This window comes from Variovorax sp. dw_308 (assembly GCF_019207085.1).
Classification (GTDB): domain Bacteria; phylum Pseudomonadota; class Gammaproteobacteria; order Burkholderiales; family Burkholderiaceae_C; genus Variovorax.
Genome location: NZ_JAATOM010000002.1, coordinates 559,600 through 574,360, shown reverse-complemented (window position 1 = coordinate 574,360; position 14,761 = coordinate 559,600). Strand labels below are relative to the sequence as shown.

At 67.7% G+C, this 14,761-nt stretch carries 14 protein-coding genes; 5 read left to right on the top strand and 9 right to left on the bottom strand.

The window, feature by feature from the left end:
* Positions 1-287 precede the first annotated feature (287 nt).
* From HCU76_RS05880 to HCU76_RS05840, 9 genes are all read right to left on the bottom strand, one after another.
* The gene (locus HCU76_RS05880; RefSeq protein ID WP_218508731.1) at positions 288-1,985 is read right to left on the bottom strand and encodes an AMP-binding protein; all 1,698 of its coding nucleotides are present in this window, start codon (positions 1,983-1,985) and stop codon (positions 288-290) included.
* A gap of 40 nt (positions 1,986-2,025) precedes the next feature.
* Entirely contained in the window at positions 2,026-2,856 is an 831-nt protein-coding gene (locus tag HCU76_RS05875) for an SDR family NAD(P)-dependent oxidoreductase (protein WP_218508730.1), read from the bottom strand.
* Positions 2,857-2,893: 37 nt separating this feature from the next.
* Positions 2,894-3,319 carry a MaoC/PaaZ C-terminal domain-containing protein gene (locus HCU76_RS05870; protein WP_218508729.1) on the bottom strand — a complete coding sequence of 142 codons (426 nt, stop codon included), beginning with the start codon at positions 3,317-3,319 and terminating at the stop codon, positions 2,894-2,896.
* Complete coding sequence (locus HCU76_RS05865; RefSeq protein ID WP_218508728.1) at positions 3,319-3,774, bottom strand: MaoC family dehydratase N-terminal domain-containing protein; 456 nt, start codon at positions 3,772-3,774, stop codon at positions 3,319-3,321. The genes HCU76_RS05870 and HCU76_RS05865 overlap by 1 nt, the downstream gene beginning before the upstream one ends.
* A 17-nt stretch (positions 3,775-3,791) precedes the next feature.
* A complete protein-coding gene (locus HCU76_RS05860; RefSeq protein ID WP_218508727.1) occupies positions 3,792-4,976 on the bottom strand; it encodes a lipid-transfer protein in 1,185 nt (394 codons plus the stop codon).
* A gap of 121 nt (positions 4,977-5,097) precedes the next feature.
* A complete protein-coding gene (locus tag HCU76_RS05855) occupies positions 5,098-6,237 on the bottom strand; it encodes an acyl-CoA dehydrogenase family protein (RefSeq protein ID WP_218508726.1) in 1,140 nt (379 codons plus the stop codon).
* A 129-nt stretch (positions 6,238-6,366) separates the two neighbouring features.
* On the bottom strand, positions 6,367-7,533 hold the full coding sequence (locus HCU76_RS05850; RefSeq protein WP_218508725.1) for an acyl-CoA dehydrogenase family protein: 1,167 nt from the start codon (positions 7,531-7,533) through the stop codon (positions 6,367-6,369).
* Positions 7,534-7,546: 13 nt separating this feature from the next.
* Complete coding sequence (locus HCU76_RS05845; RefSeq protein ID WP_218508724.1) at positions 7,547-8,743, bottom strand: CaiB/BaiF CoA-transferase family protein; 1,197 nt, start codon at positions 8,741-8,743, stop codon at positions 7,547-7,549.
* Positions 8,743-9,507: an enoyl-CoA hydratase/isomerase family protein gene (locus tag HCU76_RS05840; protein WP_218508723.1), complete on the bottom strand. Its 765-nt coding sequence runs from the start codon at positions 9,505-9,507 to the stop codon at positions 8,743-8,745. Before HCU76_RS05840 ends, HCU76_RS05845 begins: the two co-directional genes overlap by 1 nt.
* Before the next feature lie 130 nt (positions 9,508-9,637).
* On the opposite strand from HCU76_RS05840, the gene HCU76_RS05835 reads away from it, so the two are divergent.
* From HCU76_RS05835 to HCU76_RS05815, 5 genes are all read left to right on the top strand, one after another.
* The gene (locus HCU76_RS05835; protein WP_218508722.1) at positions 9,638-10,501 is read left to right on the top strand and encodes an IclR family transcriptional regulator; all 864 of its coding nucleotides are present in this window, start codon (positions 9,638-9,640) and stop codon (positions 10,499-10,501) included.
* A gap of 76 nt (positions 10,502-10,577) precedes the next feature.
* A complete protein-coding gene (locus HCU76_RS05830) occupies positions 10,578-11,576 on the top strand; it encodes a tripartite tricarboxylate transporter substrate binding protein (RefSeq protein WP_218508721.1) in 999 nt (332 codons plus the stop codon).
* Between the two features lie 13 nt (positions 11,577-11,589).
* Entirely contained in the window at positions 11,590-12,672 is a 1,083-nt protein-coding gene (locus tag HCU76_RS05825; protein WP_218508720.1) for a phosphotransferase family protein, read from the top strand.
* Positions 12,673-12,695: 23 nt separating this feature from the next.
* Positions 12,696-13,943: an acyl-CoA dehydrogenase family protein gene (locus HCU76_RS05820; protein ID WP_218508719.1), complete on the top strand. Its 1,248-nt coding sequence runs from the start codon at positions 12,696-12,698 to the stop codon at positions 13,941-13,943.
* A 48-nt stretch (positions 13,944-13,991) separates the two neighbouring features.
* On the top strand, positions 13,992-14,750 hold the full coding sequence (locus HCU76_RS05815; protein WP_218508718.1) for a 3-hydroxyacyl-CoA dehydrogenase: 759 nt from the start codon (positions 13,992-13,994) through the stop codon (positions 14,748-14,750).
* The last annotated feature ends 11 nt before the right edge of the window (positions 14,751-14,761 follow it).

Here is a 14,761-nt window from a genome sequence, read left to right as displayed (position 1 = left end):
GATCAAGGTCTGCTTTCAGTCTGGAGCGCCAGTTCGTGACGGCCGCCCGAACACCCGCTCATGGCCGAGACCGGGGCTCGGTATCAACTCCAGAAAGCTGCCCCTCGGCCTGAGCATGCACCCCCCTGCGCAGTGTCTTTCATATGAGCAGTGCCGAGTGCTTGGACAGCACCCGGCGCATCGTTGAACTCGCTCAACTTGATGGGCGTTCGTCATGAAAACCATGTCCAACGCTGCGCGGCGGCAGGCGGCCCGCGCTTGCCGTTTACGAGGCCTCGGGCGCGCCTCTAGACGCTCCCGGCGAGCGCCTGGTCCTTCTCGTTCTGCGCTTGCTGCAGCACGCGCCAGAGCACCTTGCCCGCAGGCGTCTTCGGCAGGCTGTCCACGATCTCCACCAGCCGCGGCGCCTTGTATGACGCCATGGTGCCGCGTGCCCACTCGATCAGCTGCTCGGGCGTGACCGTCTCGCGCGCCTCGGGCCGCAGCACGATGAAGGCCTTGACGGTTTCGCCGCGGCGCGCGTCGGCGGCGGCGATGACGCAAGCCTCCTGCACCGCCGGGTGCCCGTACATCCACGATTCGACTTCGCTCGGCCAGACCTTGAGCCCCGAGGCGTTGATCATCCGCTTGAGCCGGTCGACCACGTAGAAGTAGCCGTCCTCGTCGTGGTAGCCGATGTCGCCGCTGCGCAGGAAGCGTTTGCCGTCGATCTCGATGAAAGCCTCGGCGGTGGCCTGCGGCATGTTCCAGTAGCCGTCGAACAGCGTCTTCGTGTGAAGGATGATTTCGCCGTGCACGCCGGGACCGAGTTCCTCGCCGGTCGACGGGTCGATCACGCGCGCATCGGAGTCGATCCACGGAATGCCCGCGCACTGGCGCCGCGGGGCGTGTGGCGGGTTCACATGCGAGGCGCTGCATGTCTCCGTCATGCCGTAGCTCTCGATCAGCGTCAGGCCGAAGCGCAGCTTGATCTCGTCGGCCACGGCCTGCGGAATGGGCGTCGCGCCGCCGAGGACGTAGCGCAGCGAAGACAGGTCGCGCGGCTTCTCGGCCAGTTGGGCGAGAAGCTCCACGATCATCGGCGTCACGCCGCCCCAGACGCGCACGCGGCGCCGCTCGAGCAGTTCGGCGGTGGCACCGGCGTCCCAGCGCGAGAGCTGCACCTGGGTGCGTCCGCCCGCGAGCAGCACGTTCATCATCGCCATGCCGCCCATGTGGTTGAGCGGCATGCAGGTCAGCTCGGTGTCGTCCTCGCGAAAACCCATCCACGCGATGCGCTGGTTGAGCGTCTGCACGAAGGCCCGGTGCGACATCATGGCGCCCTTGGCCTTGCCGGTGGTGCCCGAGGTGTAGGCGATAACGGCGAGGTCGGCGCCGCGCGCGCTGGAGGGCAGCGGCGCGATGTCGGCCGCCAGGGCGCCCATGAAGTCGTGCACCAGCGGCTGGCTGCCGTGCTCGCGCGGCGCCAGCACGAAGTCGGGGATCGTCATGAAGGGCACGTCCTCGGGCCGGCCGGCCAGGTCGCTGTAGGCGCCCGCGATGACGCCTTCGAGCGCGCCATCGTCCAGCAGCGGCTGCAGCCGGGGCAGGAAGTCCTGCATCGCGATTGCCACGCGCGCGCCGGAATCGCTCGCGTAGTAGCGCAGCTCGGCATCGGTGCTCATGGGGCTGAGCGCCACCACCACCGCGTCGCAGCGCAGGATCGCGTAGTAGGCCATCACGAACTGCGGGCAGGGCTGCATCACCAGCAGCACGCGGTCGCCGCGGCGCACCTCCAGGTGCTGCTGGAGGTAGCCGGCCAGTGCCACGGCGCCGTCATGCAGCGCGCGGTAGGTGGTGGGGCGCCCGTAGTAGTCGATGGCGGTGCGCTCGGGGTGGAGCTCCGCCCGCTGCGGCAGGTGGTCGAAGAGGTTGCGCTCGGGCACCTCGAGGGTGTGCGGGATGCCGGCGGGCCAGTGGGCGTGGTGCCTCGTCAACTGTGGCATGTTGGATTCCTTATCGACTGCGCCGTTGTGAAGGACGGGTTCAGAACCCGCCGCGTCCGCCGCCGCAGATGAGCGTCTGGCCGGTCACGTAGTTCGACTCGGGCAGGCACAGGATGTAGACCGCACCGGCCGCTTCCTCGACGGTGCCCATCCGGCCGAGCGGGATCTCCTTGGCGGCGAGTGCGATCTTGTCCGCGGGAATGCCCACGCGGACGTCGCGGCCGTCGACCTTGACAGTCGTCTCTTGCGTGACGGCCTGCGTCAGGCGCGTCTCGACCGCGCCGAAGGCGACGCAGTTGACGTTGACCTTCATGCGGCCCCATTCCTTGGACAGCGCCTTGGTCATGCCCATCACGCCGGACTTGGCCGACGAGTAGTTGACCTGGCCCGCGGTGCCGCCGGTGCCCGAGGTCGACGAGATGTTGACCACCTTGCGGAACACTTCCTTGCCCGCCTCGGCCTCGGCCTTGCTGGCTTCGCGGAAGTGGGGCTGGGCCGCGCGCAGCACGCGGAAGGGCGCCTTCAGGTGGCAGTCGAGGATGGCGTCCCACTGCTCGTCGCTCATCTTCTGGATCACGTTGTCCCAGGTGTAGCCGGCGTTGTTGACGATGATGTCGAGCCCGCCGAAGGTGTCCAGCGCGGTCTTGACGATGCGCTCGCCGAAGTCGGCTGCCGTCACGTTGCCGACGCAGGCCACCGCCGCGCCGCCGGCCTCGCGGATCTCGGCCACCACTTCCTCGGCCGGTGCGGCGTCGAGGTCATTGATGACGATGCGTGCGCCTTCGCTGGCGAGCTTCAGTGCCACGCCGCGGCCGATGCCACGGCCCGATCCGGTGATGATGGCGACCTTGCCTTCGAGTTTTCTGCTCATGTGTGTCTCTTTTGCTGGATGTTGGGTTGAATGAGATTCAGGCGACGGCGATCACGGCCTGGCCGGTGATCTTCACGTCGCCCTGCTGGTTGGCGACCTGCATGTCGATGCGCAGGCGTGTCTCGCCGTCCTGCTCGAAGCGCTCGGCGACGACGCCGGTGCAGGTGGGCGCGTCGTGCACGGCGGTGATGCCGGTGAAGCGGATGTTCAGCGAGCGCACGCGCGCCTGGCCGGCCCAGTCGGTGACCATCCGGCCCACGTAGGCGGCCGAGAGCATGCCGTGCGCGAACACGTCGTCCACGCCGGCCGCGCGCGCGAAGTCGATGTCGATGTGCATCGGGTTGTGGTCGCCCGAAGCACCGGCGTACAGCGCCAGCGTGGTGCGGGAGATGGCGGGGATCTGCAAGGTTGCCGTGCTGTCGCCGACCTTCAGGGCCTGGAGTTGCTGGATGTCGATGGCCATCAGTTGGACTTTCCGAGTTGGCGCTGCACGACCGTGGAGCGCAGGTCGGCCACGTGCACGCCGTCCTGGTTGGTGACGCGGGTTTCCTTGATCAGGAACTCCAGCGCGCCGCCCTTCTTTTCGTAGATGTCGGCGATGCGCGACTCGAAGGTCAGCGCCTCGCCCGCGCACACCGGTGCGTGGTAGGCGTAGGCCTGCTCCGCGTGCAGGATGCGCTTGAGCTCCATGCCCACGAGCTTGAGTACGTCGCGCGAGGGGAAGGCCTGCGTTTCCAGGCACGACAGGTAGGTCGGCGGCACGCGCAGCGAGCGCAGGCCCGAAGCTCGGGCGGCGTCCACGTCGCTGTAGATGGGGTCGGTCTCGCCGATCGCCTTGGCGTAGAAGCGCACCGCGCCTTCCTCGATGGTGACGGTGCGCCGGCCGAGGTCGGTTCCGATGAAGGACTTGTCGATCATGGGTGTCTGCCGGCCGTTCAGTTCTTGCCGTACAGCGTCACCACGCAGGCGCCGCCGAGGCCGATGTTGTGCTGCAGGCCGATGCTCGCTCCTTCCACCTGCCGCTTGTCGGCTGTGCCGCGCAACTGGTTGGTGAGCTCGTAGCACTGGGCCAGGCCCGTGGCGCCCAGCGGGTGGCCCTTGGACAGCAGGCCGCCCGAGGGGTTGGTCACCACCTGGCCGCCGTAGGTGTTGTTGCCGTCGAGCACGAACTTCATGCCTTCGCCGGTGGCGCAGAAGCCCAGGCTTTCATAGGAGAGCAGTTCGTTCTGCGCGAAGCAATCGTGCATCTCCGCCACGCGGATGTCCTCGGGGCCGATGCCAGCCTTCTCGTAGACCTGCTTGGCGGCGGCGCGCGTCATGTGGTCGCCGACGTAGCTGATGAGCGAGGGCGGGTCGAAGGATTCGACCGGGTCGGTGGTCATTGCCTGCGCCAGGATCTGCACGTCGGTGCGCAGGCCGTGCTTCTTCGCGAATTTCTCGGACACGATGATGGCGGCAGCGGCGCCGCAAGTGGGCGGGCAGGCCATCAGGCGGGTCATCACGCCGGGCCACATGACCTTGTCGGCCATCACTTCCTCGGTGGTGACGATCTTTTTGAACAGCGCCAGCGGGTTGTTGGCGGCATGGCGGCTGGCCTTGGCGCGGATCGCGGCGAAGGTCTCCATCGTGGTGCCGTACTTCTGCATGTGCTCGCGGCCCGCGCCGCCGAAGCCGCGCAGCGCCTGCGGGATCTCGATGTCCGAGGTCAGGCCGAACAGCACCGGCAGGAAGCGCTCGCGCGTGGGTGGGCGGTCGTCCCATGGCGACTTGAGCGCGCCGGCCTGCATCTGCTCGAAGCCGAGCGCCAGCGCGCAGTCGACCTGGCCGCTCTCGACCGCGGCGCGTGCCAGGAAGAGGGCGGTCGAGCCGGTCGAGCAGTTGTTGTTGACGTTGAAGATGGGGATGCTGGTCTGGCCCACCTCGTAGATGGCGGTCTGGCCGCTGGTGGAGTCGCCGAAGACGTAGCCGGCGAAGGCCATCTGCACCTTGTCGTAGCCGATACCGGCATCGGCCAGCGCCAGGCGCAGTGCCTCGGCACCCATCTGCGTGTAGCTCGGGCTCGCGCCGGGCTTGCTGAAGGGAATCATGCCGACGCCGGCCACAATCACTTTCTCGCTCATATCAGTCTCCAGGTTTGGGGGCGCCTTCGCGGCGCCGGTTCATTCATGATGGTCCGCACGCCGGGCCGCGGCACCACTCCCACGGAGTAGCGGCACGGGCGCCGGACACGCGGATAAAAAATCAGAGCTTGCGTGCGATGAGTTCGCGCATCACTTCGCTGGCGCCGCCAGCGATGCGCTGGTAGCGCAGGTCGATGAACGCGCGCGCAATCGGGTACTCGACCATGTAGCCGTAGCCGCCGTGCATCTGAACCATGTCGTCCACGGCCTTCCACATCGCCTCGGTGGAGAACAGCTTGGCGATCGCGGCCTCCTGCAAGGTGATCTTGCGCTGCATGTGCTCGCCGATGTAGTAGTCGACCATCAGGCGCGTGGCGACCGCCTGCGCCTTGATGTCGGCCAGCTTGAACTTGGTGTTCTGGAAGTCCCACACTGTCTGGTCGAAGGCCTTGCGCTGCTTCACGTAGTCGATGGTCAGGCCCAGCAGCCATTCAAGCTTGCTGGCCGCGGCGACCGCCATCAGCAGGCGCTCCTGGGCCAGTTCCTGCATCAGGTACTTGAAGCCCATGTTCTCTTCGCCGAGCAGGTTGCCCACGGGCACGCGCACGTCGTCGAAGAACAACTCGGCGGTGTCGGCCGCGTGCAGGCCGACCTTCTCCAGCTTGCGCCCGCGGCGGAAGCCCGCGCGCTCGGCCTCGACCAGGATCAGGCTCACGCCCTTGGCGCCCGCCTGCGGATCGGTCTTGCAGGCCAGCAGGATGAGATCGCAGTTCAGGCCGTTGCTGATGAAGGTCTTGGCGCCGTTGATGACGTATTCGTCGCCCTCGCGCCTGGCGGTGGTGCGCATCGCCTTGAGGTCGCTGCCGCCGCCGGGCTCCGACATGGCGATGGCCAGGATCGATTCGCCGGCGCAGATCGAGGGCAGCCACTTCTGCTTCTGTTCCTCGGTGCCCAGGCGCAGGATGTAGGGCGCGATGATCTCGGAGTGCAGGCCGAAGCCCAGGCCCGAGACGCCGCAGCTGGACATGGCTTCGCCCAGCACGGCCGCATGGCCGAAGTCACCGCCGCCGCCACCGTATTCGACTGGGATGGTGGTGCACAGAAGGCCTTCGCGCCCGGCCTTGAGCCAGGTCTCGCGGTCCACGCGGCCCGCGCGGTCCCAGTCGGCCTGGCGCGGCAGGCATTCGCGCTCGAAGAAGCGCCGCGCCGTGTCGCGGAATTGCTCGTGGTCCTCGCGAAAGACCTTGCGTTGAATTTCCATGGAATCCTCTTGGCAAATGGGGGTGTTCTTGGCGGCGGGGCGCGTTGGGCGAGGCCCGCCGGCTTGACTGTCATGGTCGCGCGGGCCTCCGTGGCGGTCACCACTCCAGTGGAGTGGAAGGGGCCGCTGTCAGCGCCGCAGGCCCAGCAGTTCGCGCGCCACCACCCAGCGATGCACCTCGCTCGGCCCTTCGTAGATGCGCATCAGGCGCGTCTCGTTGGCCATCTGTTGCAGGGGGAGCTCCTTCGTCATGCCCATGGCGCCGAAGGCCTGCATCACGTGGTCGATGATTTCCCAGGCCATCTCGGTGGCGTAGACCTTGATCATCGAGACCTGGCTGCGCGCTTCCTCGCCGCGGTCGATGCGGGCGGCGGCCTCGTAGGTCATGAGGCGGCAGGCGTGGATACGGGTGGCCGCGTCGGCGATCCACCACTGGATGGCCTGGCGCTCGGCCAGCGGCGCGCCGAAGGTGGTGCGCTGGGGTGCGTATTCGCACAGCATGTCCAGCGCGCGCTGGGCGCGGCCGATGCACCAGGCCGCCATCTGCACGCGGCGGCTGCTCAGGCGCGCCTGCATCGGCGCGAAGCCCGCGCCTTCCTTGCCGAGCAGCTGGCCGCCGCCGACGCGGCAGTTGTCGAAGCTCACCTCGAAGGTCGAGTGGCCGCCGATCATCGGGATGCGCCGCTCGACGTTGAAGCCGGGCGTGCCCCGGTCCACGATGAACGCGGAGATGCCGCCGCGCGCGCCCTTGGCCTTGTCGGTGACGGCCAGCACGATGGACCAGTCGGCGCGGTCCGCGCGCGTGATCCAGATCTTGCGGCCGTTGATCACCCAGCCGCCGCCGTCGCGCTCGGCCCGCGTCTTCATGCCCGCCGGGTCGGCGCCGGCGCCGGGCTCGGAGATGGCCATGGCGGAGACGGTCTCGCCGCGCGCGTAGGGCGCGAGGTAGCGCTCGCGCTGGTCGTCATTGGCGCTGAGCATCAGCATGCGCAGGTTGGGCGAATCCGGCGGCAGCTCATAGGGCGTGATGGTCTTGCCGAACTCCTCGTTGACGCCCACCATCGCCGTGACCGGCATATCGGCGCCACCCATCTCGGTGGGCGCGTCCAGGCCCCACAGGCCCAGCTCCTTCGACAGTGCGTCGAGGCGCTGGTGTTCCTCCGGCAGCAGCGCGAACTGGCCGGTGGTGGATTCGCGGGCCATGGCGCTCGCTTCCAGCGGCAGCAGTTCGTCGCGTACGAAGCGCGCGACGAGGTCCTTGAGCATCTGGTGCTCTTCTTCGAGTTCGAAGTTCATGGTGTGTCTCTTTTCAGTCTTGGCGTTGGGGGAGGGCGCGCGGCATCGCGATGCCTGCTTCGCGCAGCACCTCCTGGGTGTGCTCGCCAAGCGACGGCGCATGGCGGCGAAGCGTGGCGGGGGTCTTGTGGAACAGGGTGGCGGGGCGCAATTCGCGGATCGCGCCCTCGGTCGGATGCGTCGAGTTTTGGAACAGGCCGACCGCTTCGAGCTGCGGATGACGCGGCAGATCGTCGAGCCGGCAGATCTCGGTGGCCGGAATGTCGAGCCGCTCGCAGAGCAGCAGCCAGTCGGCGCTCGAGCGTGTGGGCGTGAGTTCGGCCAGGCAGGCGTAGAGATGGCGGATGTTCTTGTTGAGCTGCTCCCGGCTGGACAGGTCGTAGGCGCGCGCGATGTCTTCCCGACCCACGGCCTCGAAGAAGGCGCTCCAGTGGCGGCCGGTATACGGCAGCAGGCTGATCCAGCCGTCGGCGGTGGGCACCGGGCGGCGGCCGCCGTCGAGCAGGCGTGCATAGCCCGCCGGGGCCGGCGAGCCCGGGAAGCTCAGGCCGCCCATGTGCTCGGCCAGTACGAAGGAGGCCATGGTCTCCAGCATCGGCACTTCGACGTACTGGCCTTCGCCATTCCGCTCACGGTGGAGCAGGGCCGCCATCACGGCATTGGCCAGCGCGAGCCCGCAGACCTTGTCGGCGATCAGGCTGGGCATGTAGCCGGGCGCCTCGCCGTCGATGGCGCCCAGGCCCACCATGCCGCAGGACGCCTGGATGATGTCGTCGAAGGCAGGGCGGTCGCGCCAGGGGCCGTCCTGGCCGAAGCCGGTGGCCACGCAGTAGACGATCTTCGGATTGAGCGCAGCCACCGCTTCGTAGCCGAAGCCCAGGCGCTCGATGGCGGCGACGCGCATGTTGTGCACGACCACGTCCGCACCCGCGATCAGCGCGCACAACGCGGCGGCATCGTCCTCCTGCTTGAGGTCGAGCACCACCGAGCGCTTGTTGCGGTTCAGCGCCAGGTAGATTGAGCTCATGCCCGGGTGCAGTGACACGCCGTTGGCGCGCATGAGGTCGCCTTCCGGCGGCTCGACCTTGATCACGTCGGCGCCGAAGTCGGCGAGCACCTGCGTGGCCAGCGGGCCGAGCACCACGGCCGTCAGGTCGATGACCCGGATGCCGGCCAGCGGTCCGGTGGGTGCCTGTTCGCGCATGGCCATCAGGTCCGGGTGAAGTTGGCCGGGCGGCGCGCGGCCATCGCGGCCACGCCTTCGCGGAAATCAGCGCTGACCATCTGACCGATCTGGATCTCGCGCTCGCGCCGGTTGACCTCGGCGATGCGTTCGGCCAGGCCCAGGCGCAGCGAGGCGCGCGTGCTTTCGACGGCAGCGGGGCTCGATTCGGCGATCTCGGCCGCCAGCGCCAGGGCGCGCGGTAGCACTTCGGCGTCGGCGACCAGTTCGTCGGCCAGCCCGACGCGCTGGGCTTCGGCGCCGTCGATGCGGCGGCCGGTGAAGAAGAGCAGGGCGGCCTGCTGCTCGCCGACCAGCCGCGGCAACGTGAGCGTGAGGCCGAAGCCGGGGTGGATGCCGAGGCGGTTGAAATTGGCGCTCAGGCGCGCGGAGGGGCCTGCCACGCGGAAGTCGGCCACCAGTGCAAGACCCAGCCCGGCGCCGATCGCCGCGCCTTGCACCGCCGCCACGATGGGCTTGCGCGTGCGGAACAGGCGCATGGCCTGTTGGTAGAAGGGGCCGGGGTCGGGCGTGCCCTGCGTGACGCCGCCGAAGTCGGCGCCCGCGCAGAAGGCCTTGCCAGCCGAGGAGAGCACGATGGCGCGGCAGTCGTCGTCGGCATCCAGCGCCTCCAGCTGCCCGGCCAGGCGGGTGACGAAGTCCATGTCGATGTAGCCCGGCGCTTCGCGTCGCATCTCGATGTGGGCGACATGTCCGGTAAGGGTGATGCAGAGGTCGGGGGAACTGGTCATGGGATGTCTCGTTCGGACGGGCCTTCGTGCAGCCCCAGTCAGCGGTTTGTAGGAGCACAAGTATTTGCGTAGGCAAAGGCTCCGCACCATGGTCAAATTTCGCTCTTCGAAATTGCAGCGAGCATTTGCCATGGCCCGTTCACCGCCTTCAGTCCCTTCGAAAAAGCCTTCGACGCGCAGCCTGACGCGGCAAAGCGGCACCTTCACGCGCTCGACCGCCGGCAGCCAGTCGCTGGTGCGCGGTCTCGACCTGCTGCGAGCCTTCCTGCCCAGCGTGCCGGCGCTCACCAACGCGGAACTGGCCGAGCGCACCGGCCTGCCACGGCCCACCATCAGCCGGCTGACAAACGCGCTGGTGGGCGCGGGATTCCTGGTGCATGAAGCCCAGACCGGCGCCTACCGCCTGGCGCCGGTGCACCTGAGCCTGGGCGTGGCCTTTCGCCAGACCAAGTCCGAACTGGCGCTGGCCCTGCCGCTCATGCGAAAGGTGGCCGTGGCCGAGAAGATCAACGTCGGCCTCTCGACCCCTGACGGATTGGCGATGGTGTACCTGGAGACCTTGCGGGAAAGCCGGGGGCCGGTGCAGCGACAGGTGACGGCGGGCATCCGGCTCGCGATCGAGTCGAACTCGCCCGGGCATGCGTACCTTGCCGCGCTCGACGCGCGCTCGCGCCAGCGCATCCTGAAAGCGCTCGAAGCCCAGCACGGCGCGCGCTGGCCGGCGCTGCGCAAGGACATCGACAAGTCCCTGGCGAGCCATGCGCGCCTGGGCTATTGCCGCTCGGACGCCATCCCCGGCATGTCGGCCATCGCGGCCGGACTGCGCTCGCCGGACCGCACCTTCTACGCCATCAACTTCAGCCTGTCGGCGAAGGATGGCGACAACGAACCGCTCGTGCAGCGTTGCGCACCGGTGCTGCGCAAGCTGGTCGAAGACGTGCAGCGCGCGTGGGATGAAATGGCCAGGGTGCAGGCGCCCGCTGGATCAACCTGAATTTCGCTCATCGAAATTGAGCTCTGGTCTCGGTCCGGGCTTGCGAGAACACTGGGTGCATACAGGAGACAAAGACATGCACCACACCACCGATCATTCGCGCCGCCAATTGCTTTGCAGCATCGCCGGCGCAGGCCTGGCCTCCATGGCCGGAACCCTGCCTTTCGCCGCGCACGCCGCGGACCCCACCTTTCCGTCGCGGCCGATCCGCATGGTGGTGGCCTTCAATCCGGGCAGCGGCTCGGACATGCAGGCGCGCGTCATTGCACAGGTGCTCAGCGAGAGCACGGGGCAGCCGGTGATAGTCGACAACAGGGCGGGCGCGAATGGCATCGTCGCGGTGCAGTCGGTGCTCAATGCGCCGGCCGATGGCTACACCATGCTGTTCGGCAGCAACTCGACCTTCGCGATCAACGCCGCGCTGATCCGCAACATGCCCTACGACCCGATCGCCGACTTCACGCCGCTGAGCCTGATCAGCAGCCAGTACTGCATGGTGCTGGTGCCGGCCGATTCGCCGTACAAGACGATGGCCGACCTGATCGCCGACGCGCGCAAGCGGCCCGGCGCGCTGAACAACGGCGCCGGTTCGCCGGGCTACAACCTGTGGTCCACCTGGCTCAACGAACTCACCGGCATCAAGACGGTCAACATCCAGTACAAGGGCGGCGGGGAAGTGGTCAGCGCACTGCTGGGCAAGCAGGTGGACTATGCGGTGGCGGTCATCAGCCTGGAGATGATCAAGTCCGGCAAGCTGCGCGCGCTGGCCGTGAGCGGCCCGAAGCGCATGCCTTCGCTGCCAGGCGTGCCGACCATGGCCGAGGCCGGCGTTCCCGAGTTCCAGGCCTTCGTCTGGACCGCACTTGGCGTCTCGGCGAAGACGCCGCAGCCCATCGTGCGCCAACTGGAAGCCGCCGTCCTGAAGGCGGCCAGGTCGCAGGCGTCGCTGGACTTCCTGCAGAAGCAGGACGCGTCGCCGATGGCCGGTGGCCCCGAGCAGATGCGCAACTTCCAGCGCGAGGAGATCCAGCGCTGGAAGCGGATCGTCGCGGCCAACGGCATCGAGTTGCAGTAGGACTCGGTTCGACATGCTCGACGCAAGCTATCTGGAAGTCGGCGGCCTGGAAAGACAAGAACCCGTACAGGCCCCCGGATTGGCAGTCGACAGGCTCGAGGCCTTCCTGCATCGGCGCTTGCCGGGCCTGCTCGGCCGCATGCGCGTCGAAGCCATCGGCGGCGGCCAGTCCAATCCCACCTACTTCGTGGACTTCGACAACCGTCGCATGGTGCTGCGCAAGAAGCCGGCAGGCGATGTCCTGCCTTCGGCCCACGCGGTGGACCGCGAATACAGGGTCATGCAGGCGCTCGCGAGCACGGCGCTGCCGGTACCGCCGGTGGTGCTCTACCACGCGGAGCCCGACATCGTGGGCACCGCGTTCTACCTCATGGAGCGGGTCGAGGGACGCGTGTTCCAGGACAACCAGCTGCCCGGCATGGCGCCTGCCGAACGGCGTGCCATCTACCTCGCCATGGCCGACACGCTCGCGCAGCTGCACGGGGTGGACTGGCGCGCCGCGGGCCTCGGGGATTTCGGCCGGGAAGGTGGCTTCTTCGCGCGGCAGCTACGCCGCTGGAACCAGCAGTGGGCGCTGTCCAAGACGCGAGAGAACCCCGCCATCGACGAACTGCTGGCCTGGTTGGGCGAGCACATGCCCGCCGATGACGAGACCACGCTCACCCATGGGGACTTCAAGCTCAACAACCTGCTGTTCCATCCCGAGGAGCCGCGCGTCGTAGCGGTGCTCGACTGGGAACTCTCGACCCTGGGCCATCCGCTGGCCGACGTGGCGTTCAACACCGTGGCCTGGCGCACGCTGCCCACCGAATTCGGCGGCGTCCGCGGGGCGGATCTCGCGGCGCTAGGCATTCCGTCGGAACACGAGTACCTGGCGCACTACTACCGCCGCACGGGCCGTGACGCGGCTCGGCAGGCCACGCCTTTCCACTGGGCCTTTGCGCTGATGCGCTGGGCCGTGATGTTCGAAGGCATCGCGGCGCGCGCTGCGCAGGGCAATGCCGTGGCCAGCAACGCGGCCGAGGTGGGGCAAATGGCAAGCGCGCTGTCGCAGCGTGGGCTCGAGGCGATCCGCACCCCCGTACCCTATTTCTGAAACCTTCCGTCCGGAGATCGACCTTGGAATTCCAGTACAGCGAAGAAAGCCTGCAGATGCAGCGCACCGTGCGTCAGTTCATGGACCGCCATGTGCTGCCGCGCAATGCCGAGTTCGAGCGGATCGCGGCCACGAAGGCCTATCCGACCGCCGTGGTCGAGCCGCTGAAGGCATTGGCGCGCGAGGCCGGTTTGTGGAACCTGTTCCTGCCGGGGCTGCGTGATGACGAGCCGGGCACGCGGCTCGGCAACATGGAATACGCGCCGCTGGCGGAGATCATGGGGCGCCTGCCCTGGGCGTCCGAGGTGTTCAATTGCAGCGCGCCCGACACCGGCAACATGGAGTTGCTTCATCTGTTCGCGACGCCTGAGCAACGCGAGCGCTGGCTCGTGCCGCTGCTCGATGGCGAGATCCGGTCCTGCTTCTCCATGACCGAGCCCGATGTGTGCTCGTCGGACGCTACGAACATCGAGACCAGCATTCGGCGCGAGGGAGACGAGTACGTCATCAACGGCCGCAAGTGGTTCACGACCGGCGCGCTGCATCCGAACTGCAGGTTCGCCATCGTCATGGGGGTGACCAACGATCAAGCCGATGCACCTCGCCATGCCCGCCACTCCATGGTCATCGTGCCGCTGGACACTCCGGGCTTTCGCATGGTGCGGGACGTGCCCATCATGCATCACCATGCGCCCGAAGGGCACTGCGAGGTGACCTATACCGATGTGCGCGTGCCGGTGACCAACCTGCTCGGCCGGGAGGGAGAGGGCTTTGCGCTCGCGCAGGCGCGGCTGGGGCCGGGACGTGTCCATCACTGCATGCGCACCATCGGCCAGTGCGAGCTGGCCATGGAGCTGATGTGCGAACGCGCGCTGACCCGACGCGCCTTCGGCAAGCACCTCGGCGATTTCTCGAACGTGCAGGACTGGATCGGCTATTCCCGCGTGGAGATCGACCAGGCGCGCCTGCTCGTGCTGCAGGCGGCCTGGAAGATGGACACCTACGGCAACAAGTCTGCGCATGTGGACGTGTCAGCCATCAAGCTCGTTGCCGCGCAATTGCAGACGCGCGTGGTCGATCGGGCCATGCAGGTCTTCGGTGCGATGGGCGTGACGCCCGACACGCCCCTGTCCTACCTGTGGTCCTGGGGCCGGGCCATGCGCTTCTTCGATGGACCGGACGAAGTGCACCTGCGCACCCTGGCGCGCGCGGAGCTGTCACGGGCGCGCGAGAACCTGGGCTCGACCGCGGCCTATTACGCCGAGCACTGAAAAGCGCAACGCGAACAGATCTATCTTGAGAGTGGAAAAAGCAGAGTCATGAAAATTGCGAACCATGTGTTCCTGGTCACCGGCGGCGCATCCGGCCTCGGCGAAGGCGTTGCGCGGATGTTGGCCGCGAACGGCGCCAGGGTCGTCATCGCCGACATGCAGGTGGAAAAAGGCGAGGCCGTTGCCGCCGAAGTGGGCGGCGTGTTCGTGAAATGCGATGTGAGCCAGGAAGCGGACGGACAGGCTGCCGTGGCCGCGGCGCTCGAACTGGGCAAGCTCGTGGGCCTCATCAACTGCGCTGGCATCGCGCCCGCCGAGAAGACGGTCGGCAAGAATGGTCCGCACGCGCTTTCTGCTTTCAGCAAGACCGTGACGGTCAATCTGCTTGGCACTTTCAACATGATCCGCCTTGCGGCCGATGCCATGTCCAGGAACGAGCCCGAGCCCACGGGCGAGCGCGGCGTGCTGATCTCGACGGCCTCGGTTGCCGCCTATGACGGCCAGATCGGGCAGGCTGCCTACAGCGCGTCGAAGGGTGGCGTGGTCGGGATGACCTTGCCCATCGCGCGTGACCTTGCACGCCTGGGGATTCGCAACATGACGATTGCACCTGGAATCTTCGGCACGCCCATGCTGTTCGGCATGCCGCAGGAGGTGCAGGACGCACTGGCCGCCAGCGTGCCCTTTCCATCGCGGCTCGGCCGGCCCGCGGACTACGCCAGCCTGGCCCGCCACATCATCGAGAACGACATGCTCAACGGCGAAGTGATTCGCCTGGACGGCGCGATCCGCCTGCCTCCGCGTTGACGAAACCCTCA